The organism is Micromonospora sp. NPDC004336, from assembly GCF_053602615.1.
The window spans coordinates 18375-38750 of record NZ_JBSGDY010000050.1; the positions used below are offsets into that span (position 1 = coordinate 18375).

19 protein-coding genes are annotated in these 20376 nt (G+C 75.2%); 9 read left to right on the forward strand and 10 right to left on the reverse strand.

Annotation, left to right across the window (positions count from 1 at the left end; all coding sequences use genetic code 11):
• Nucleotides 1-19: 19 nt before the first annotated feature.
• A complete protein-coding gene (locus ACWENR_RS13590; RefSeq protein WP_452277299.1) occupies nt 20-1348 on the reverse strand; it encodes an ABC transporter substrate-binding protein in 1329 nt (442 codons plus the stop codon).
• A gap of 273 nt (nt 1349-1621) precedes the next feature.
• On the opposite strand from ACWENR_RS13590, the gene ACWENR_RS13595 reads away from it, so the two are divergent.
• The 3 genes from ACWENR_RS13595 (at nt 1622) to ACWENR_RS13605 (ending at nt 5562) form a co-directional block, all read left to right on the forward strand.
• A complete protein-coding gene (locus tag ACWENR_RS13595; RefSeq protein WP_452277300.1) occupies nt 1622-3640 on the forward strand; it encodes a beta-galactosidase in 2019 nt (672 codons plus the stop codon).
• Between the two features lie 22 nt (nt 3641-3662).
• On the forward strand, nt 3663-4439 hold the full coding sequence (locus ACWENR_RS13600) for a DeoR/GlpR family DNA-binding transcription regulator (RefSeq protein ID WP_452277301.1): 777 nt from the start codon (nt 3663-3665) through the stop codon (nt 4437-4439).
• A gap of 166 nt (nt 4440-4605) precedes the next feature.
• Nucleotides 4606-5562, forward strand: a complete 957-nt coding sequence (locus ACWENR_RS13605; RefSeq protein ID WP_452277302.1) for a sporulation protein — start codon at nt 4606-4608, stop codon at nt 5560-5562.
• 74 nt (nt 5563-5636) lie between these two features.
• Here the strand turns inward: ACWENR_RS13605 and ACWENR_RS13610 are convergent, their stop codons facing one another.
• The gene (locus ACWENR_RS13610) at nt 5637-6041 is read right to left on the reverse strand and encodes a hypothetical protein (RefSeq protein ID WP_452277303.1); all 405 of its coding nucleotides are present in this window, start codon (nt 6039-6041) and stop codon (nt 5637-5639) included.
• A gap of 291 nt (nt 6042-6332) precedes the next feature.
• Here ACWENR_RS13610 and ACWENR_RS13615 point away from each other — a divergent pair, with 291 nt between their 5' ends.
• Nucleotides 6333-6740, forward strand: coding sequence for a hypothetical protein (locus ACWENR_RS13615; protein ID WP_452277304.1), 408 nt, complete (start codon nt 6333-6335; stop codon nt 6738-6740).
• A 234-nt stretch (nt 6741-6974) separates the two neighbouring features.
• On the opposite strand, the gene ACWENR_RS13620 is transcribed toward ACWENR_RS13615, so the two are convergent.
• Together ACWENR_RS13620 and ACWENR_RS13625 are read right to left on the reverse strand one after the other, a co-directional pair.
• Nucleotides 6975-9194: a HelD family protein gene (locus ACWENR_RS13620; protein ID WP_452277315.1), complete on the reverse strand. Its 2220-nt coding sequence runs from the start codon at nt 9192-9194 to the stop codon at nt 6975-6977.
• Between the two features lie 497 nt (nt 9195-9691).
• Entirely contained in the window at nt 9692-10786 is a 1095-nt protein-coding gene (locus ACWENR_RS13625; RefSeq protein WP_452277305.1) for a LolA family protein, read from the reverse strand.
• Between the two features lie 95 nt (nt 10787-10881).
• Here ACWENR_RS13625 and ACWENR_RS13630 point away from each other — a divergent pair, with 95 nt between their 5' ends.
• A complete protein-coding gene (locus ACWENR_RS13630; protein WP_452277306.1) occupies nt 10882-11538 on the forward strand; it encodes a response regulator transcription factor in 657 nt (218 codons plus the stop codon).
• 92 nt (nt 11539-11630) lie between these two features.
• On the forward strand, nt 11631-12983 hold the full coding sequence (locus ACWENR_RS13635) for an ATP-binding protein (RefSeq protein WP_452277316.1): 1353 nt from the start codon (nt 11631-11633) through the stop codon (nt 12981-12983).
• A 138-nt stretch (nt 12984-13121) separates the two neighbouring features.
• On the opposite strand, the gene ACWENR_RS13640 is transcribed toward ACWENR_RS13635, so the two are convergent.
• Together ACWENR_RS13640 and ACWENR_RS13645 are read right to left on the reverse strand one after the other, a co-directional pair.
• Nucleotides 13122-14738 carry a tetratricopeptide repeat protein gene (locus ACWENR_RS13640; protein WP_452277307.1) on the reverse strand — a complete coding sequence of 539 codons (1617 nt, stop codon included), beginning with the start codon at nt 14736-14738 and terminating at the stop codon, nt 13122-13124.
• Nucleotides 14739-14795: 57 nt separating this feature from the next.
• The gene (locus ACWENR_RS13645) at nt 14796-15257 is read right to left on the reverse strand and encodes a MarR family winged helix-turn-helix transcriptional regulator (protein ID WP_452277317.1); all 462 of its coding nucleotides are present in this window, start codon (nt 15255-15257) and stop codon (nt 14796-14798) included.
• Nucleotides 15258-15307: 50 nt separating this feature from the next.
• Here ACWENR_RS13645 and ACWENR_RS13650 point away from each other — a divergent pair, with 50 nt between their 5' ends.
• Nucleotides 15308-15829: a VOC family protein gene (locus ACWENR_RS13650; RefSeq protein WP_452277308.1), complete on the forward strand. Its 522-nt coding sequence runs from the start codon at nt 15308-15310 to the stop codon at nt 15827-15829.
• A 215-nt stretch (nt 15830-16044) separates the two neighbouring features.
• Complete coding sequence (locus tag ACWENR_RS13655; protein WP_452277309.1) at nt 16045-16944, forward strand: hypothetical protein; 900 nt, start codon at nt 16045-16047, stop codon at nt 16942-16944.
• Between the two features lie 147 nt (nt 16945-17091).
• Here ACWENR_RS13655 and ACWENR_RS13660 read toward each other — a convergent pair whose 3' ends face one another.
• The 4 genes from ACWENR_RS13660 to ACWENR_RS13675 form a co-directional block, all read right to left on the reverse strand.
• Nucleotides 17092-17271, reverse strand: coding sequence for a DUF4236 domain-containing protein (locus ACWENR_RS13660; RefSeq protein WP_007075522.1), 180 nt, complete (start codon nt 17269-17271; stop codon nt 17092-17094).
• 175 nt (nt 17272-17446) lie between these two features.
• On the reverse strand, nt 17447-17953 hold the full coding sequence (locus ACWENR_RS13665) for a GNAT family N-acetyltransferase (protein WP_452277310.1): 507 nt from the start codon (nt 17951-17953) through the stop codon (nt 17447-17449).
• On the reverse strand, nt 17953-18408 hold the full coding sequence (locus ACWENR_RS13670) for an RrF2 family transcriptional regulator (RefSeq protein WP_452277311.1): 456 nt from the start codon (nt 18406-18408) through the stop codon (nt 17953-17955). Before ACWENR_RS13670 ends, ACWENR_RS13665 begins: the two co-directional genes overlap by 1 nt.
• A 7-nt stretch (nt 18409-18415) precedes the next feature.
• A complete protein-coding gene (locus ACWENR_RS13675) occupies nt 18416-19318 on the reverse strand; it encodes a helix-turn-helix transcriptional regulator (protein WP_452277312.1) in 903 nt (300 codons plus the stop codon).
• A 208-nt stretch (nt 19319-19526) separates the two neighbouring features.
• On the opposite strand from ACWENR_RS13675, the gene ACWENR_RS13680 reads away from it, so the two are divergent.
• The gene (locus tag ACWENR_RS13680) at nt 19527-20303 is read left to right on the forward strand and encodes an SDR family oxidoreductase (protein WP_452277313.1); all 777 of its coding nucleotides are present in this window, start codon (nt 19527-19529) and stop codon (nt 20301-20303) included.
• Nucleotides 20304-20376: the final 73 nt, after the last annotated feature.

The window sequence follows — 20376 nt, forward strand, 5'->3', positions numbered from 1 at the left end:
TGTCCTTCCCCTCTCGCCGTCAGTCGGTGAAGATCGACTTCTTCTGGTTCTCGATGCTCGACGTCAGCCCGTCGATGTCCTTGGGGTCCTTGATGAACTGCTGGAGCGCCGGGATGATCACCGTCGAGGCGAAGTCGGGGCGGGTGTCCCGGTCGAGGAACTGGGCGATCTCGGTGGCCGAGCCGACCAGTTCGGCGGCCTTGCGCTGCAACGCGTTGTAGCCGCTGGTGTCGGCCTGGGTGTTGGCGACCAGGGTGCTCGGGTCGTTCCGCACGGTGATGTCCGCGGCGGCCTTCGAGCCGACGTACTCCAGCAGCTTCCTGGCGTTGGCCTCCTGCTTCGGCTTGCGGGCCAGCATGTAGCCGTCGATGGGCGCGTCCAGGGCCTTCGCCCCGATCGCCGGGTCGATCTCCGGGAAGGTGAAGAAGTCCAGGTCGTCGAGCTCGTCGTTGTTGAACTGCTGGCCGAGGAAGAGGCCGAGCAGGTACATGCCGCTCTTCTTCTGCTGCAACGACTGGGCCGCCTCCTGCCACGTCCGGCCGAGGCTGTCCGGCTGGTGCAGCGGCAGCAGCCCGCGCCAGGTGTCGAAGACCTTCCTGACCCGGTCGGACGTCCAGGACTCCTTGCCGGCCATCAGGTCCACGTGGAACTGGTAGCCGTTGATGCGCAGGTTGAGGATGTCGAAGGTGCCCATCGCCGGCCAGCCGTCCTTGTCGGCGAAGGCGATGGGGACGAGGCCGTCCTTCTTCATCTCCCCGGTGAGCGTGGTCATCTCGTCGAGCGTCTTCGGCACCTGGTAGCCGTTCTGCTGCCAGACCGACTTGCGGTAGAAGACGGCCCACGGGTAGTACGACGACGGCACGAAGTACTGCTTGCCGTCGTCGCCGGTGGAGGCCTTGCGGAAGGCGTCGGAGAAGCCGGAGAGCTTTCCCCACACGTCGCTGAGGTCGCCGGCGAGGCCGCGGGCGGCGAAGAACCGCATCCGGTAGCCGGCGAACCACATGAACACGTCGTCGGGCTTGCCCTGCAGGTAGTTGTTGATGTTCTCCTGGAAGGTGTTGTGGTCGACCGTGTTGACGGCGACCCGCAGGCCGGACGAGGTCTGGAACCCGTCCATGACCTTCGCGACCACCTCCTTGGGCTTCGGGTCGGACTGGTTCGAGCCCAGCGACACCGTCTTGGCGTCCGACCCGCCGGAGTCGGAGCCGCCGCAGCCGGCGAGCAGGCCCGTGCCGAGCAGCGTGCCGGTGCCGGCGGCGCCGGCCAGCAGCGACCGACGGTTGAGGCCGGCGACGGAGGGGGGTACGAGCCGGGCCAGGTATTCGGCCTGGGTGCGGGGACGGGACATGGTGCCTCCTGCGGATGAAGAGGTGTGCCCGAGGGCCGGTGAGGGCGGTGTCCCAGCAACCGTGATCACACATCCGGATCCATCGCGAACCCACATTGGCGAACACGAATTGCCAGTGGCGCCTCAAGCTACTCGTCCTCCGGGCGCTGTCAAGGGGGCGGCTTCGGCGCGGCAATCCGGTCGCGACAAGGCGATTGGCCGGTAAACGTTGTAAAGATGATCGATGTTGGAACGTGTTGACTTGGCCGCCCCGGCGGGGCACGCTCTGCAGCCATGCGGCGATGGCAGGGCGAGCGGATCTGGTTCGGCGCCGACTACAACCCCGAGCAGTGGCCCGAGGCGACCTGGGCCGAGGACGTCGAGCTGATGCGCCGGGCCGGCGTCAACCTGGTCTCGGTCGGCATCTTCTCCTGGGCGCTGCTGGAGCCGGCCCCCGACCGGTACGAGTTCGGCTGGCTCGACCGGGCGCTCGACGTGCTGCACGCCGGCGGCATCTCGGTCGACCTGGCCACCGCCACCGCCAGTCCGCCGCCCTGGCTGGCCCACCGGCACCCGGAGACGCTGCCCCGGCGCGCCGACGGCGCGATCCTCTGGCCGGGCGGGCGGCAGGCGTACTGCCCCAGCTCGCCGGTGTTCCGCGCACGGTCGCTGGCCCTGGTCGAGGCCCTCGCCACCCGGTACGCCGGGCACCCCGCCGTGGTGATGTGGCACGTCTCCAACGAGCTGGGCTGCCACAACGTGCACTGCTACTGCGACGTCAGCGCGGCGGCGTTCCGCCGCTGGCTGCGCGGGCGCTACGGCGACCTGGACGCGCTCAACGACGCCTGGGGCACCACGTTCTGGAGCCAGCGCTACGGCGACTGGGCCGAGATCGACCCGCCGCGCGTCGCGCCGACCTTCGCCAACCCCACCCAGCAGCTGGACTTCCTGCGCTTCTCCTCCGACGAGCAGCGGGCCCAGCTACGCGCCGAGCGCGAGGTGCTGGATCGCCTGGTCCGCCAGCCGGTCACCACGAACTTCATGGTCGGCACCGGCATCAAGCACCTCGACTACCACTCCTGGGCCGCCGACGTGGACGTGGTCGCCAACGACCACTACCTGACCGCCGCCGACCCGCGCGCCCACGTCGGGCTCGCCCTCGCCGCCGACCACACCCGCGGGATCGCCGGCGGCGCGCCGTGGCTGCTGATGGAGCACTCCACCAGCGCCGTCAACTGGCAGCCGCGCAACGTCGCCAAGACCCCCGGACAGCTGCGCCGCAACAGCCTGGCGCACGTGGCGCGCGGCGCCGACGGGGTGCTCTTCTTCCAGTGGCGGGCCTCCCGCGCCGGCGCGGAGAAGTTCCACTCCGCCCTGGTGCCGCACGCCGGCCCCGAGACCAAGGTGTTCCGCGAGGTCTGCCGGCTCGGCGCCGACCTCGCCGCCCTGGCCGAGGTGCGCGGCAGCCGGGTCGACGCCGAGGTGGCGATCCTGTTCGACTACGAGGCGTGGTGGGGCGCCGAGCTCGACTCGCACCCCAGCGTCGACGTCACGTACGCCGACCGGCTCGGCGCGCTGCACGAATCGCTGTGGCGGGCCGGGATCACCGCCGACGTCGTGCACCCGTCGGCCGACCTCTCCCGCTACCGGCTGGTGCTGGCGCCCACCCTCTACCTGGTCCGCGACGCGCACGCCGAGGCGCTGCGCGGCTTCGTCGAGGCCGGCGGCACCGCCCTGGTCACGTACTTCAGCGGCATCGTCGACGAGCACGACCACGTCCGCCTCGGCGGTTACCCGGGGGCGTTCCGGGAGCTGCTGGGCGTACGCGTCGAGGAGTTCTTCCCGCTGCGGGCGGGGGAGCGGGTCACCCTGGACGACGGCTCCACCGCCGACGTGTGGACGGAGTGGCTGCACGCCGAGGGCGCGCGGGTGCTCGCCGCGTACGCCGACGGGCCGCTGCCGGGCGTGCCGGCCCTGACCCGGCACGCGGTCGGCGCGGGGGCGGCCTGGTACGTCGGCACCCGGCTGGACGCGGCGGGCACGGACCGGCTGGTCGCCCGGCTGGTGGCCGAGTCGGGGGCGCGCCCGGCCGCGCGGGCGCCCGTCGACGTGGAGGTGGTCCGGCGGCGCGCCGGCGACCGCAGCTGGCTGTTCGTGATCAACCACACCGACGCCGACGCCCGCGTCGACGCCGTCGGAGTGGAGCTGCTGACGGGCCGGCCCTGCGGCGGTGCGCTGGTCGTGCCGGCGGGGGAGGTGGCCGTCGTCCGCGAGGGTCCCGCCGCCGACGCGGTCCCCACGTCCGTGGCGTGACGGCCCGAAGGAGGTCATCCGGATGCTGGCCCGACAGCGGCAGACCGCGATCCTCGAACTGATCCGGCAGCGCGGCGGCGTGCGGGTCAGCCACCTGGCGAGCCGGTTCGGCGTCTCCGACATGACGATCCGGCGCGACCTGGAGGCGCTGGCCGGGCGGGGCCTGGTCGCGAAGGTCCACGGTGGGGCGACGCTGGCCGCCCCGGGCTCCGCCGAGGAGCCCGGCTTCGCGGCCAAGTCCGTCCGGCAGCGGGCGGAGAAGCGGGCCATCGCGGAGCGGGCCGCCGCACTGGTCGAACCGGGCATGGCCGTCGCGCTCTCCGCCGGCACCACCACCGCCGCGCTCGCCACCCTGCTGGCCGACGTACGCGGCCTGACCGTGGTCACCAACTCGATCCCGGTCGCCGACGCGCTCCACCAGAGGCCCCGCGCCGACCAGACCGTCGTGCTGACCGGCGGCATCCGTACCCCCTCGGACGCCCTGACCGGGCCGGTGGCCGAGGCGGCGGTCGGTGCCCTCAACGTCGACGTGCTCTTCCTCGGCGTGCACGGGATGAGCCCGCGCACCGGCTTCACCACGCCGAACCTGCTGGAGGCCGGGATCAACCGGTGTCTGGTGGACGCGTCCCGCCGGCTGGTGGTGCTGGCCGACCACACCAAGTGGGAGACGATCGGCATCGCCACCATCGCCCCGCTGGCCGGGGCGGACGTGCTGGTCACCGACGCGGGGCTGCCCAGGGCGGCGCGTCACCAGCTGGGCGACGAGGTGGGCGAGCTGGTCGTGGTGGAGGTGCGGTGACGACCCGCCGGCCGGCGCGCGGCACTCCGGCGAGGACACACCGGTCCCGGCGGCCCGCCCGGCCGGCGCGCCCTCACAGGCACTTCACAGCGCTGCCGGTTAGCCTCCCGGTGAGTTCAAGGGCCGGCTCCAGGGCGGAGCACGGCGTCATGTCGCGGGAGTTCCGATGGTCTTCAAGAAGATGCTGAGCGCGTTCGGCGTGGGCGGGCCGAGCGTCGACACCGTCCTGACCAACCCGAACACCCGACCCGGCCTGACCCTGGAGGGCCAGGTCAACCTGCAGGGCGGGGATGCCCCGGCCAACGTCGAGCAGGTCGTCGTCAGCCTGGTCACCCGGGTCGAGATCGAGGGCGGCGACACCGAGTACGCGGGCATCATGGAGTTCCACCGGCTGCCGGTCAGCGGCGCCTTCCAGCTCGCCCCGAAGCAGCAGCTCTCCCTGCCGTTCCAGCTCCCGGTGCCGTGGGAGACCCCGATCACCGACGTCTACGGCCAGCGGCTGCGCGGCATGACGATGGGGCTGCGCACCGAGCTGGCGATCGCGCGGGCGGTCGACAAGGGCGACCTGGACCAGGTCAACGTGCACCCGCTGCCGGTGCAGGAGCGGATCCTGGAGGCGTTCCAGCGGCTCGGCTTCCGCTTCAAGCACGCCGACCTCGAACGCGGCCACATCCGGGGCACGCAGCAGACGCTGCCGTTCTACCAGGAGATCGAGTTCTTCGCCTCGCCCCAGTACGCGGGGACCATCAACGAGGTCGAGCTGACCTTCGTCACCAGCCCGCACGGGGTCGAGGTCGTCCTGGAGTGCGACAAACGCGGCGGGTTCCTCACCGCCGGGCACGACGTCTTCGGCCTCTACCGGGTCTCGCACGCCGACGCCGACCGCAGCGACTGGACGCAGGTCGTCGACGGCTGGCTGCGGGAGACCACCTCCCGCTACGGCAGCCTGCGCGCCCAGGGCTTCGGCGGGCACGGCCACGGCCACGGGCACGGTCGGGGTCCCGGGATGGGCGGCGTGGTCGCCGGCGCCGCGCTCGGTCTCGCCGGGGGCATGATCGCCGGCGAGATGATCGAGGACGCGGTCGAGGGCGACTTCGCCGAGGACTGGGGCTTCGAGGAGTAGGACCACACACGACGGTGGCCTCCCGGGACTCTCGCCCCGGGAGGCCACCGTCTGCTGTGGCGCGCGGTGTCCGGTCAGTGCCGGGCCTTGCGCTCCTCACCACTGCGCCAGTTGCTGCCGGCCTTGGCCAGACCACGGCTGCCCAGGTATCCGATGGTCAGCAGCGTGATCATGAACCAGGCGTTGTCGGCCCGGAAGATGTCCACCCCGGCCGAGTTCCGCCCGACCAGCTGCGAGGCGGCCAGCACGCCGATCACGGCCGCGATGTAGACCCAGAACTCGGTGGTCCGCAGCGACGGCTTGGTCTCCGTGCCGGGCGCCTGCATGGCCTCCCGGTGCCCGTCGTGCACCATCGGCATCGGCCGGGTGGGCGTCTCCTGGATCGCCCGGTCCTGCATGGCCCGGTCCTGCATGGTGCGGTTGGGCGCGTCCTGCGCCGGGCGGTTCATCGGCCTGGTGGATGCAGCCTGCGTGCTCATCTTGTCCTCCTCAGGATGCGATGAGTCGTACCTGCACTCCCTCGCCCCGCTACCGCGTTTCGGCCACGGCACGGTTCGCGTTCATGGCGGGGGCACCCGCCGTCTACCCGACCCGTCGGGGGCAGTAACACCCACCGGCGGTCCGGAAAAATCCGTGCCCGCCGGCCGCGCGGCACGCGCCACGACCGGGGTACGCCACGCCACCCCGGCCCGCCGGTCCGCGCGGCGCGGGTTTGCCGGGCCGGCCGTCGGGCACGCAGACAGACCGACACTTTCTGCGAGGTGATGGACGTGCGCGAGGACGACATGCGGCAGGACGCGGCCCGGCGGGCCGAGGACCGGATCGCCGGCGGCGTGTACGGCGAGGGCGCCCTGGACGAGGTGACGGTGCCCCCGAACGACGTGCAGCGCGCCATCCAGGACGAGGACCCCGACGACCCCGCCCACGTCCCGGTCGACCCGGAGGTGCTGCGCGACGGCGGCCCGACCCGGGGGCAGGGCGCGGTCACCACGACCGGCGGCACCGCCGGCCCGGCCAGCACGCGCCGGGTGGCCCGACAGCCGGAGCGGCACCCGGGCAAGGTGGCCCCGACCACCACCGGCGACGCCACCACCGGCGGGATGAGCACCCCGGCGGGCGGCTCCACCAGCGACCAGTCGGGCACCGCCAGCCAGGTCGGCAACTTCACCAACGAGTGACCACCCGCCAACCCGCCCGCCCCGCCCCCTGGCCCGCCCGCCCGGGCAGCCGGCACTGGCCCGGCCGTCCGGGCACGCGTCCGGTCGCCCGGGCAGCCTGCTTTGGTCCGGCCGCCCGACCGCCCGGGCAGCCAGCGCTGGTCCGTCCCGCCCGGGCACGCCTGCCCTGGTCCGGCCGCCCGGGCAGTCCGTGCGCCGCTGGAGCCCGGAGGGCCGAGGGGCGGGGCCGGTGGGTCAGGAGGGGCGCACGATGCCCAGGCGTTGGGTGGCGCGGGTGAGAGCCACGTAGAGGTCGCTGCGGCCGCGCGGGGACTCCGCCACGATGCGGTCGGGGTCGACCAGCAGGACCGAGTCGAATTCGAGCCCCTTGGCCTGGGCGACGGTGAGCACCACCACCCGGCTCTCCAGCTCCGGGTGCTCGCCGACGGCCGCCTCGGGCAGGGCGGCGGTGAGCGCGGCCCCCAGCTCGTCGACCCGGCCGGCCGGCACGATCACCCCGAGCCGACCGTCGTCGAGGCCCGCCGCCTCCCGGGCCGCCGCCTCGACCACCTCCGCCGTCAGCCGCTCCGCCGCCACGCTGCGGTCCCACGGCGGCACCCCGCTGGAGCGTACGGAGCGGGGCGGGCGCAGCGCCGGGTCGATCTCGGCGAGCACCTCGGCGGCGACGGCCATGACCTCGGCCGGGGTGCGGTAGCTGACGGTCAGCTCCGCGAGCCGCCAGCGCTGCGCCACGTACGGCTCCAGCGCCTCGGCCCAGGACGGCGTGCCGGCCAGCGCGCCCGTCTGCGCCACGTCCCCGACGATGGTCATCGAGCGGCTCGGGCAGCGCCGCATCAGCAGCCGCCACGCCATGGGCGAGAGCTCCTGCGCCTCGTCGACGATCACATGCCCGAACGCCCAGCTCCGGTCGGCGGCGGCCCGCTGCGCGGTGGTCAGCCGGTCGACCTCCTCCTGCCGTTCCAGCAGCCGGTCGGCGTCGATCAGGTCGGTGACGCCGAGGATCTCGCCGCCCTCGGCCTCGTCCTCCACGTCGATCGAGCGGGAGCCCCGGGCGATCTCCAGCACGCCCTCGGCGTACTCCCGCTGCATGGCCCGGATCCGCTCCCGGCGGGCGGCGGCGGCCCGCTCGTCCTCGCCGAGCAGCTCGGCCGCCTCGTCGAGCAGCGGCACGTCGGCCGGCGTCCAGCCGCCCGCCTCGCGATGCAGCAGGGCCCGCTCGGCGTCGGTGAGCATGGGCGCGGCGGCGGCGATGCGGTCGGGCGAGGCGTACAGGTCGGCGAGCAGGCGCTGCGGGGTGAGCACGGGCCAGAGCTGGTCCAGCGCGGCCCGCACCTCGGGCTCCTCGCGCAGCTCGCGGCGGATCTCGGCGACGTCGGCCTCGTCGAGCAGGTTCTCCCCGCCGAGCGGGTCCGCGCCGATGCGCTCGGCGACCTGGGCCGCGAGCGCGTGGACGACCTCGACGTCGAACAGCGCCCGGGCCAGGTTGTGCGGCCGGCCCGACCGGCGGGCCCGGTCCCGGGCGGCGCGGACGGTCTCCGGGTCGAGGCGCAGCACCTCCTGCTGCGGCAGCTCGATCTCCAGCGGCTCGTCGGGCACCCACTGCCGGTCGTGTACGGCGGCGGCCAGCACGTCGACCATCACCGGGCGGCCCTTGAGCGCGGCGGTCTCGGCGGTCTCGGCGCGCCGGGCGCTGACCCCGGGGAACAGGTCGCCCTGCGTACGCAGCAGCACGCCCGTCTCGGCCAGCGCCGGGAGCACCTGGGAGATGTAGCGCAGGAACGTGGCGTTCGGGCCGACCAGGAGCACGCCCCGGGTGGAGAGCTGCTGCCGGTGGGTGTAGAGCAGGTATGCCGCGCGGTGCAGCGCCACGGCGGTCTTGCCGGTGCCCGGGCCGCCCTGCACCACGAGCACGCCCGGCAGGTCGGCGCGGATGATCCGGTCCTGCTCGGCCTGGATGGTCTCCACGATGTCGCGCATCCGGCCCGTCCGGCCGGCGTTGAGCGCGGCGAGCAGCGACGCCTCGCCGGTGAGTTCCTCGTGCGCGCTGGGGGAGGCGGTCGCCAGGTCCAGCACCTCGTCGTTGAGCGCGACCACCTTGCGTTCGCGGGTGCGCAGGTGCCGCCGCCGGCGTACGCCCTGCGGGTTGGCGGCCGTGGCGAGGTAGAAGGCGCGGGCGGCCGGGGCGCGCCAGTCCATCAGCAGCGGGTCGTAGTCGCCGCTGGTGTCGAATATGCCGATCCGGCCGATGTAGTGGGGACCGCCCTCGTCGGTGTCGAGACGGCCGAAGCAGAGGCCGTTCTCCACCGCGGCGAACTGCTCCACCTGTTCGGCGTACATCCGCACCGCGCTGTCGCGCTGGGAACGGGCCTGGAGGGTGCCGCCGGTCGCGCGCAGCTCCTCGGTCAGCCGGCGGGACGCCTGCTCACGCAGCCCGTCCAGGCGCCGGTAGAGCATCGAGACGTATTCCTGTTCGCGGCCGATCTCGTCGTCGGACCGCAATTCTCCGGAATCGCCGGAATGCCTTGACAAGCCGTCTCCCAATTAGTTAGTATCCCTCTCGGAACGGCTATTCGAGAGCCGTTCCTTTTTGTTGCCTGAACTGAGAAAGATACCGCGCGCCGCCCGCCCGGACCAAGCGCGCCGGGCTCACGTCACGGCCGCTCGCCCACCCCCGCCGACGCGGCGGGGGCTCGGGTTGATCTTCGGTGAGGCGGCCCGCCGACGGCGTGCCGTGGTTACCGTGCCGGCGTGCCGTGGTTGCCGCGCTGGCGTGCGCGGTTACCGTGCCGGCGTGCCGTGCTGCCGTGCCGGCGTGCCGCGGTTACCGTGCCGGCGTGCCGTGCCGTGCTGCCGCGCTGGCGTGCCGTGCCGCCTGCCGGCGTTTCCTGGCCTCCCCGCAGACGCGGATCGGGGGCCCGCCGTGCGGCGGACCCCCGACAGGTGCGGCCCGGTCAGCCCCTGGCCACCTCGTAGAGCCGCTCCGGCGTCACCGCGCCGGCGATCAGCCGGCCGTCGTCGGTCAGCAGCACGCTGAACAGCTTGCCGGTGAGCAGCCGCCCGTTGCCCCAGTCGCCGCTGACGGCCGGCAGCGCGCCGAGCAGCGCCGCGGCGCCGCCGGTCGACCCGGCCCCGAGCGCCTGCTCCCGGCCGCCGCGCGTCCCGGCGTCGTCGAGGCGCGCCACCACCACGGTGGCCCAGCTCTCGCCGACGGCGCGCACGTCCGGCCGCCCGTCGTCGCCCGCCCGGTCCCGGCCCGGGCGGTCCCCGACGGTCTCCTCGGTCACCTTCACCCCGGGCGGCGGGTTGAAGGTGAACCGGTCGGCGTCCGGCCGGGCGTACGACACCTGGGTGAAGGCCATCTCGAAGGCCGGCTTGTCGCTGCCGTCGGCGAACACCTCGAAACGCAGCGGCACGTGCTCGCGCGCGTCGATGGCGATGCGCACCTGGTGCACCAGCGAGGCGGCGTCGCGGGGCGCGAGCACCAACTCGTACGCGTCCCGCCCGGCGACCGTGGCGGACCGGCCGACGCTCACCTCGGTGCTCGGGTCGATCGCGGCGAGGGCCCGGTCGGCCGCGTCCTGCGGGGTGGCCGGCAGCTCCGGGGCGGTGGCCTCGCCGTCGCCCGTCGGCAGGGTGCGGTGCGTGGCGGCGTTGCTCCGGCTGTCCCAGGTCCAGACGTCCCGGCCGTTGCGGATGATGTCGCGTTCGCCGAGCGTGTCCAGCAGGGCGATCCGCTGCCGGTCGGGGCCGGAGTGCCAGACCCGCAGCGTGTGCGTGCCGGTCAGCAGGCTGGCCGGGCTGTTGCCGCCGACCAGCCCGGCCAGCGGCGGCAGGCCCAGGTCGGCGCGCTGCACGACCGTGCCGGAGAGCCCTTCCAGCCGGGAGGTCTGCAGGTCGACCAGGAGTTGGGCGGCGGTACGCGGCGGCAGGCTCGGCTCGGCCTGGGCGGCGAACGTGCCGAGCGCGGCGCCGCCGCCGATGACTGTCGCGACGGCGGTCACCGGGACCAGCCAGCGCAGGACGGGGCGGCTCTTCAGGACGGACATGTGGCACCTCCTGGTGGACATCCTGCCCGGTCGACCCTGTGAGGGTGCTGAGGACGACGGTACGGCCACCGGCGCGCGGGTGGCACCCTTGACCCGTGCGGTTGCTGGTGGTGGAGGACGAGTCGAGGCTGGCGTCCGCCCTGCAACGCGGGCTGCAGGCCGAGGGCTTCGCGGTGGACGTGGCGGCGACCGGCCCGGCGGGGCTCGACGCGGCCCGGTACGGCGGGTACGACGCGATGATCCTCGACGTGATGCTGCCCGGCCTCTCCGGCTACGAGCTGGTCCGCCGGCTGCGCGCCGAGGAGCGCTGGCTGCCGGTGCTGATGCTCTCGGCCAAGGACGGCGAGTACGACCAGGCCGACGGGCTGGACTGCGGGGCCGACGACTACCTCACCAAGCCCTTCTCGTACGTGGTGCTGCTGGCCCGGCTGCGGGCGCTGCTGCGCCGGGGCGCGCCCGAACGGCCGACGGTGCTCGCGGTCGGCGACCTGCGGCTCGATCCGGCCCGGCGGCGGGTCACCCGGGCCGACGCCGAGATCGCGCTGACCGCCCGCGAGTTCGCGCTGCTCGACTACCTGATGCGCCGGCCCGGCGAGGTGGTCTCCAAGATCGAGCTGCTGGACCACGTCTGGGACGCCAGCGACGACACCGCGCCCAACGCGGTCGAGGTCTACGTCGGATACCTGCGCCGCAAGATCGGCCGCGAACGCCTGGAGACGGTCCGGGGCGCGGGCTACCGGCTCGCCACATGACGGCCGGCGGCGCGGCCCCCACGTTCCGGCGCTGGCAGGGTCCGTTGCGCGCGCGGCGGCTGCGGGCCGCGCTCGGGCTGCGCGGGCGGCTGATGGTGGTCGGGGTGCTCGGCGTCTCGGTGGGGCTGGCCGTGGGCGGGCTCGTCCTGCTCGGCGTGCTCGGCTGGGCGCTGCAACGCGCCGTCGACACCGAGGCGTTCCGGACCGCCGACGCGGTCGCGCTGCTGGCCGCCGAGGACGCCCTGCCCGACCCGCTGCCGGTGGCCGGGGGACAGGTCCGGGTGCAGGTGGTCGACGCGCAGGGGCGGGTGCGGGCTGCCTCGATCGACGCCGACCGGCTGGTGCCGATGATCCCGGCCGACCGGATCGACGCCGGCGCGCGGCAGCGGCTGACGGTCTCCGGGGAGCGGATCGACCTGGCCGGGCCCGTCCGGGTGGTGGCCGTACCGGCCGGCACCGCCGCCGACCCGCTCACCGTCCTGGTGGCCCGCTCGCTGGCGGACGCGCGGCACAGCACGCACGTCGTCCGGACCATCCTGCTGGTGAGCTTCCCGCCGCTGGTGGCCGTGCTCGCCGTCGTGGCCTGGCGGGTGGTCGGGGCGACCCTGCGCCCGGTGGAGACGCTGCGCCGGGGCGCGGAGGAGATCACCGGGCGGGACGGCGCCGGCCGGCTGCCCGTACCGGCGTCGCAGGACGAGATCCACCGGCTGGCGGTCACCCTGAACGGGATGCTGGGTCGGCTGGAGTCGGCCCGGGACCGGCAGCGCGCGTTCGTCGCCGACGCCGCCCACGAGCTGCGCAGCCCGCTGGCCAACATGCGTACGGAGCTGGAGGTGGCCCGGCGGCTCGCCGACCGCACCGACTGGACGGCGGTGACGGCGAACCTGCTCGCCGACACCGAGCGGCTCAGCCGGCTCGTCGACGACCTGCTGCTGCTGGCCCGGCTCGACGAGCGTCCCCCGGCGCGGGCCACCGGCCCGGTCGAGTTGGGCGCGCTGCTGTCGTCGGTGGCCGCCCGCTACCCGTCGCCGCCGGTACGCCTCGACGCGCCGGCCGGCCCGCTGTGGACCGAGGGCGACCCCGACGAGCTGCGCCGGATCCTGGCCAACCTGGTCGACAACGCGGTCCGGCACGCCCGCGCCGAGGTGGTGCTGGCCGCCGGCCGGGAGGGCGGCACGGCGTACCACCTGGTGACCGTGACCGACGACGGGCCGGGGATCCCGGCCGCGGACCGGGAGCGGGTGTTCGGCCGGTTCACCCGGCTGGACGACGCGCGGGCGCGCGACGACGGCGGCGCGGGCCTGGGCCTGGCCATCGTGCGCGAGCTGGTCCGGCGGGCCGGCGGGCGCGTCGAGCTGGCCGACGCCCGCCCGGGCCGGGACGGCGGGCCGGGGCTGCGCGTCCGCCTCGCGCTGCCGGCCCTGGCGGAGCCGGAGCTGCCCTGACCGGGCATGAGGCGCGGCGCACCGCGTGCCGGTCGACCACGTCACGCCCTCGGGCGACCGGCGTCACGCCCCGGGCGACCCACGGCACGTCCCGGGCGACCGGCGTCGGCCCCCGTCGGTCGCGTGCGACGGGCCGGGTCAGCGGCGGTCCGTGCAGACCTGCTCCGCCCGGGCGATCGAGTCGGTGGACCACACGACGGCGACGGTGAAGCAGTAGTCGGTGCTGCGGTTCAGGCCGTAGACGACGAATTCGGTGGTGCCGGCGGGCAGGTTGGCGAACGCGGTCTGCGCCTGGCCGACGCGGCCGCCGGAGATGACGACGGGGCCCTCGCCCCCGGCGGGGTAGGTCCAGCGCAGCGCCACGTTGTCCCGGTTGTCGCGCAGCGTCACGCCGCCCGGCGGGGTGCCGGGGGAGGCGGCGCCGGCCGTCGGGGCGGCGGGCGTGCTGGCCGGCGGAGCGGCGCCGGTCGAGGCGGGCGCCCCGGTCGCGGCCGGCGGCGGCTCGTCGTCACCGTCCATTCCGACCACCCCGGCGATCACCGCCGCCGTGCCGAGCAGCACCACCGCGACGCCGCCGGCGACCAGGGGCAGCAGCCGGCCGTCGCGCCGGGCCGGCGCGCGGTGCACCGGCACCGGCAACAGCCGCGAGGGCTGGTACGGCTCGTGCGGCCCGTGGGGCTCGTCCCGGGCCCCGAAGGGCTCCGCCGGCGGCCCGTGGGGCTCCTCCGGCGGGTCGTGCCGGCGGACCCGGTGCACCCCGTCGGCCTCGCCGCCGCCGGCCAGCGACACGACCGACGGCGGTACGGCGCTGTCGGCGGGCTGCTCCCCGGCGGCCGGCTCGGGAGGCCACCAGCCCCGTGCCGGGTCGTCCGCCGGCTGACGGGGCGTCGGCACCGGGTGCGGCTGGTCGCCGGCGGCCTCGTACGGGTCGGGCTCGTACGGGTCCGGGGCGGGACGGTAGCCCGGCTGCGAGGGGTGGAAGGCCGTCGGCGCGTCGCCGGGGGGCGGCGTGCGCGCGGACGGCACGATCGGCTCGTCCCGCCCGACGGGGGCGGTGTCGGCGCAGACGTGGTCCGGGTTGGCCGCCGCCCGGGCCAGCGTCGCCACCTGCGCCGCCAGCGGGTCGTCGGCCGGGAGGTGCTGGCGGCAGAGCTCCCTGGCCAGCGCGAGGTTGTCGTGCGCCTCGGCGAACTGCCCGCAGTCGCGCTGCATCGCCCCGAGCCGCGCCAGCATCTTGATGCCGCTGGGGTGCCCGTCGCCGTAGACCTCGCGGTGCAGCTCCCAGGCGTCCTGGAGCCGGTCGCGGGCCACCTGGCACTGGCCGCGCGCGTATTCCACGGTGGCCAGGTCGGCGTGGGCGGCGAGCACCCGCAGCGACTCCGGGCCGTCCAGGGCGGTCAGCTCGATGATGACCTCCTGGTAGAGCCGCGCGGCGCGGGACCAGCTCCCGACCCGGTGCAGCACCGCCGCCAGGGTGGCCGCGGCGGCCACGGTGCGCTGGTCGGAGCGCCCGTGCAGCCGGTTCGTCGCCGCGTACGCGAAGGCGGCCCAGCCCCGGGCGGAGTGCGGCTCGCCGAGGGCGACCAGCACGCGGGCCTGGAGGCTGGCGGCCTCGGCCAGCTCGGGCGTCGCGTTCGCCGGGCGCGGGTCGGCGTCGGTCAGCGCGTCGGCGAGCAGCCGCTGGGCGCCGGCGAGGTCGCCGGTGGACACCAGGTGGTGGGCCTGATCAGTCAGTTCCCCGAAGCCGGAAGGCACGCCCCATCGTGCTCATCCGACGACGGTAAGTACAAGACCCGGGCCGGGGTGGATTGGTCAGGATCCGGTCAGGTGGTCGACGAGCGCCTCGCTGATGCGGCGCAACTGGTCGACCTGGGCCGGGCTCAGCGCGTCGAACAGGTGCCGACGTACCCCTTCGACGTGGCCGGGCGCGGCGGCGGCGAGGGTGGCGAAGCCCTCGTCGGTGAGGACGGCGATCTGGCCGCGCCGGTCGGTCGGGCAGTCCTCGCGGCGCACCCAGCCGGCCGCCTCCAGCCTGGCCACGGCGTGCGAGAGCCGGCTGCGCGAGGAGCCGCTCGCCTCGGCCAGGTCGCTCATCCGCAGTTGCCGCTGCGGCGCCTCGGAGAGCCGGACCAGGATCTCGTAGTAGGCGTGCGGCATCCCGGCGTCGCGTTGCAGCTCGCGGTCGAGCGTCTCCATCAGCGCCCGGGAGGCGGTCAGGAACGCACGCCAGGTGCGCTGCTCGTCCGGGTCCAGCCAGCGGGTCATGACCACCATCATACGGCAGTTAGTTGAATGTTCAACCAAACCGCGCTAGCGTCGACGGCATGGGAATCCACCGCCTCAACCACGCCGTGCTCTACGTCAGTGACCTCGCCCGCAGCGTCGCCTTCTACCGCGACGTGCTGGGCTTCCGCCCGGTGGCGATGACCCCGGACGGCTTCCGGGGCGCCACCTTCCTGCAGGCCCCCGGCTCCACCAACGACCACGACCTCGGCCTCTTCGAGATCGGCGCCGGTGCCGGCCGCTCCACCGCGGGCCGCGCCACCGTGGGCCTCTACCACCTGGCCTGGGAGGTCGACACCCTCGACGAGCTGGCCGTCACCGCCCAGCGGCTCGTCGCCGCCGGCGCCCTGGTCGGCACCTCCGACCACGGCACCACCAAGAGCCTCTACGGGCAGGACCCGGACGGCCTGGAGTTCGAGATCGTCTGGCTGGTGCCCGCCGACCGGCTCGACGACGCGGCCCTGGCCGCCCGCAAGCGGATCGGCCGGCTCGACCTGGACGCCGAGCGGCGCCGCTACGGCGGCCAGACCCGCGGCGGCGTGGGCATCTCCGTCCCGGCCTGACCCCGGCTCACGCCCGCCGGCGGCCTCGGCCCGCGCCCGCAGGCGGCCTCGGCCCGCGCCCGCAGGCGGCCTCGGCCCGCGCCCGCAGGCGGCCTCGGCCCAGGCCCGCTGGCGGCCCGGCCCGCGCCCGCCGGCCCCGTGGCGCGTCTGTGTGGAACCCCGCCGGTGCGGGGGAGCGGCGTCCGCGCGGGACCGGCGTGCGGTAGAACGGCACCATGCCGACCGACGCCGTCCTGCGCGAGCTGCTAGTCCGACACCTGGAGACCTGGCTGCCGGGGGCGCTGCACCGCGCCCGCCGGGCCACCGTCGCCCTCGCGTACGCCGACGGTGACGCCGACTCCGCCGAGGCCGCGCTGCGGGTGGTCGCCGAGTACGCCGACCGGCTGCGGGGGCGCCAACTCACCGTGCTGGTGCTCGCCGACGGCGCCGAGGAGCTGCCGGCCCGGCTGGGCGCCGTGTCGGCGGACCTGCCGGCGGAGGTCGCCGTGCACCTCGTGTCCGGTGGTCCCGCCCGGCTGCCGGTGGCCGTCAAGGCGGCCGGCGCGGCCGGCGCGCCCCTGCTGTCGTACGTGGACGGCGCCGGCGTCGACCCGGCGGTGCTGACCGCCACGTCGGTCGGCAAGCCCGCCGAGGCGCTGGTCGTCACCGCCGCCGGCGCGTCCGCCCGGGACGCCCTCGCCGACGCCGGCCACCCGCTGGCGACCGAGGTGGAGCTGGTGCCCGCCGACGACGCGCCCGCGCGGCTGCTCGCCTACGCCACCGGATCCGACCGGAGCCTGGAGGCGTTCAAGGAGGCGCTGTGGGCGGTCGACGAGTTCGCCGGCGTCCGCTACCGCGACCCGGCCGACCCGGCCGGCCGGCTGGTCGACATCGCCCTGTCGCCCGAGCCCGGCCCGCTGCGCCGAGAGCTGCTGGCCGAGCTGGCGCGCTCCGGCCCCCGTACGGTCACCGAGCTGCGCCGCTACGCCCTCACCGCCACCGTCTACCGGTCCGCCGACGCCGTCCGGGCGCTGACGGGGTTGCTCGCCGCGGGTGAGGTGACCCGCGACCCGGAGCACGGCCGGCTCGGCGGCGACGTCGTCATCTCCGGCCCGGCCCGCCGCCCGGCCCCCTGACCGCCGCCTGTCCGTGCGGTTCCGGCCGCCTGGCCGCCGGCCCTCCGTCCGTGCGGTTCCGGCCGCCGGTGGAGCGGCCGGCGGTGGCCCCGAGACGCCGAGCGGGGTGCCGGTGGATCCACCGGCACCCCGCTCGACCTCGGGACGTCACGCCCGGGACTTGTCCTGCTTCCAGGACAGCGGCCCCGGCAGGTCGACCCGGTGCGCCTTGGCCCGCGAGTTCCAGGACCAGCGACCGATCTTGATGCTCCACGACGAGAAGCCGTTCTCGGTGAAGTTCAGGATGATCGGGCCGTACTTCTTGCGCTTGCGGAACATCAGACCCATCGCGGGGCTCCCTTCGATTCCCTTCCCTGCCCTGACGGAACCGAACATGCCCGGATCGCCGATTCGTGAAACCCGGCCAGGTCCGCCGTGGACGGAGCCGGCGGGCCCTAAACTCCTATTAACCAGATAGGTGTTCCCCGGCGATGCCGCGGCCTGCCCGCCGGGCCAGTCGGGCTCAGGGGCGGTCGACGGCGAGGACGCGGGTGCGGCTGCCGTCGTCCTCGGTGACGTCCCGCTCGTGGCCGAAGCCGATCCGGCCGAGCAGCGCCAGCGAGGCGTGGTTGGCGTCGGCGACCGTCGCGTAGACCCTGGGCAGGTCGAGGGTGTCGAAGCCGTACCGGACGAGCGCCCGGGCCAGCTCGGTGCCGAGGCCGGCGCCCCAGGCCGGCTTGACCAGCGCGTAGACGATCTCGTGGCCGTCGACCTCGTCGGTGCGCTTGATCTCGGCGTGCCCGACGTACCGGCCGTCGCGGCGGACCGCCCAGACGTCGAAGAGGTCGTTGGCGTACACGTCGGCAAAGAGCCGCCCGAAGAGGGCGCCGGCCTCCTCGGCGCTCAGCGGGCCGTCGCCCATGAACCGGCCCACCTCCGGGTCGGTGAGCAGGGCGACGCAGTCCTGGGCGTCGTCGGGCCGGTAGGGCTCCAGCAGCAGCCGGTCGGTGCGCAGGGTGGGGGTGGGCATCAGCGCGGCTCCCAGGCGTCGGGCAGAGCGGTCAACCTACGCACGTGGGCGGGGAGCCGGCCACTGGTTATCTCCGCCAGGCTCACCTCGTCGACCACCCGCCGCACGGCGGCCCGCACCGCGACCCAGAGCCCCGGCAGGTGCTCCGCCGCGCCCTCGTAGCTGGTCTCCTCGGGGCGCAGGCCGCGGACCCCGGCCAGCGGACCCTCCACCGCGCGCAGCACCGCGCCGACGGTCACCTCGCGGGGCGGCCGGGCGAGGGTGTAGCCGCCCTCGGCGCCGCGCTGCGCCCGGACGATGCCGGCCCGGCGCAGGTCGGCCAGCACCGCCTCCAGGAACTTGCGCGGCATGTCCTGCTCCGCCGCGATGGCCTGGGTGGAGAGCAGCCGGGGGTACGCGGTGGCGAGGCTCAGCGCCGCCCGTACCGCGTAGTCGCCGCGCGCGGAGATCTGCACCCCGCCATCATGCCCGGCGGGGGTCGCCGAGCGCGTCGGTGGGCGGGCGGGGCCGGACGACCGGGCCGGGCGCCGGGCGCTCCCGGGCGGCGCGGAACGCCCCCGGGCTCATCCCGACCTCCCGGGTGAAGAACCGGCCGAAGTTCGTCGGCTCGGAGAAGCCGAGGCGACGCCCGATCTGGGCGATCGGCTCGTCGGTGGCGGCCAGCAGCCGGCTCGCCTGCAGGGCCACCCGCTCGTCGACGACCTGCTTGGCGCTGCGCCCGGTCACCGCCAGGCAGGCCCGGGTGAGCGTCCGCACCGAGCAGCCCAGCCGGGCCGCGTAGTCCTCGACCCGGCGGGTGTGCTGGTAGCCGCGCTCGACCTCGTGGCAGAGCCGGTGGAAGGTGGCGGCCTCCGCCCGGGGCGCCGGGCGGGAGCCGTCGGGCACCAGGGACAGCCGGAGCAGCAGCACGGCGAGCTGGTGGCGGAGCAGGTTCCGCGCGGCCGGGACGCCGTGGTGCCGCTGGCAGTCCACGGCCAGTTGGCTCACCTCGTTGATGACGGCGTCCTCGTCCTCGCCGGCGAGCTGGAGCCGGGCGGGGACGGCATCCTGGTCGACGTCGAGCCCGCGCAGCGCGTCGGCCGCCCAGCGCACCACCGTCGCGTCGAGGTGCGGGCCGGCGCAGCGCAGCACCTGACCGGCGCGCACCCGCAGCAGCGTGCCCGGGCGGCAGGGCAGCGAGCGGAAGTCCAGCTCGGCGGTGCCGTGTCCGCCGGTGGTCAGCACGAGCAGGTCCCGGTCGAGGAGCACCGGGCGCCGCCAGCCCGGATCGGACGCGAGGTCACCGAGGGTGAGCGTGTCGATCTCGGCCGGGACGGTCGCGTGGGCGGCGAACGGCGCGGGGGAGAGCTGACCGGAAGAGACCATCGCCTGCGACGGTAGCCCGGGGCCACGATCATTGCACCCCGAGCGGGGTGCGCGCCCACGCTGGGCGGGGCTTGTCGGGGCCGTCCGGAGCGGGCTACGTTACCGGGCGGTAGCGCCGTCCGGTCGCGGCCCGCCCGGAGCCGGTCCGCGCCGGCGGGGGCCGGCCGCGTCGCCCGGCGGCCCGGCGGACACTCGCGATGGGATGGGCATGACGGATCTGTTCTCGGTCGAAGGCAAGACGGTCCTGGTCACCGGCGGCTCGCGGGGGATCGGCCTGATGATCGCCCAGGGCTTCGTCCGGGCCGGCGCGCACGTGATCATCTCGTCCCGCAAGGCGGACGTGTGCGAGGCCGTCGCCAAGGAACTCGCCACCCAGGGGCGCTGCGAGGCCATCCCCGCCGACCTCGGCCACGACGCGGGCGCCGAGGGCGTCGCCGCCGCCGTCCGGGAGCGGTTCGACCGGCTCGACGTGCTGGTCAACAACGCGGGCGCGACGTGGGGCGCGCCGCTGGAGTCGTACCCGGAGAGCGCGTTCGACAAGCTCTGGGCGGTCAACGTCAAGGCCGTCTTCCGGCTCACCACCGCGCTGCTGCCGGCGCTGCGCGCCGCGGCCAGCGCCGACGACCCGGCCCGCGTGATCAACATCGGCTCGATCGACGGCATCCGGGTGCCGATGATGGAGGTGTACGCGTACTCGGCGACCAAGGCCGCCGTGCACATGCTCACCCGCAGCCTGGCCCACCAGCTCGCCGGCGAGCGGATCACCGTCAACGCGATCGCGCCGGGCCCGTTCGAGAGCAAGATGATGGCGTTCGCGCTGGACGACCCCGCATCCCGGGCCGCCATCGAGGGGCAGGTGCCGCTGGGTCGCATCGGCCGGCCGGAGGACATGGTTGGCACCGCCATCTACCTGTCGTCGCGCGCCGGGGCGTACCTCACCGGCGCGGTGATCCCGGTCGACGGCGGCATCACCACCCACGGCTGAGCCCGGCGGAGGGCGGGAGGCTGCCCGCGTACCCCATGGTGGGCCGGGGCCGCGCGGACTCGGCAGATCCGCG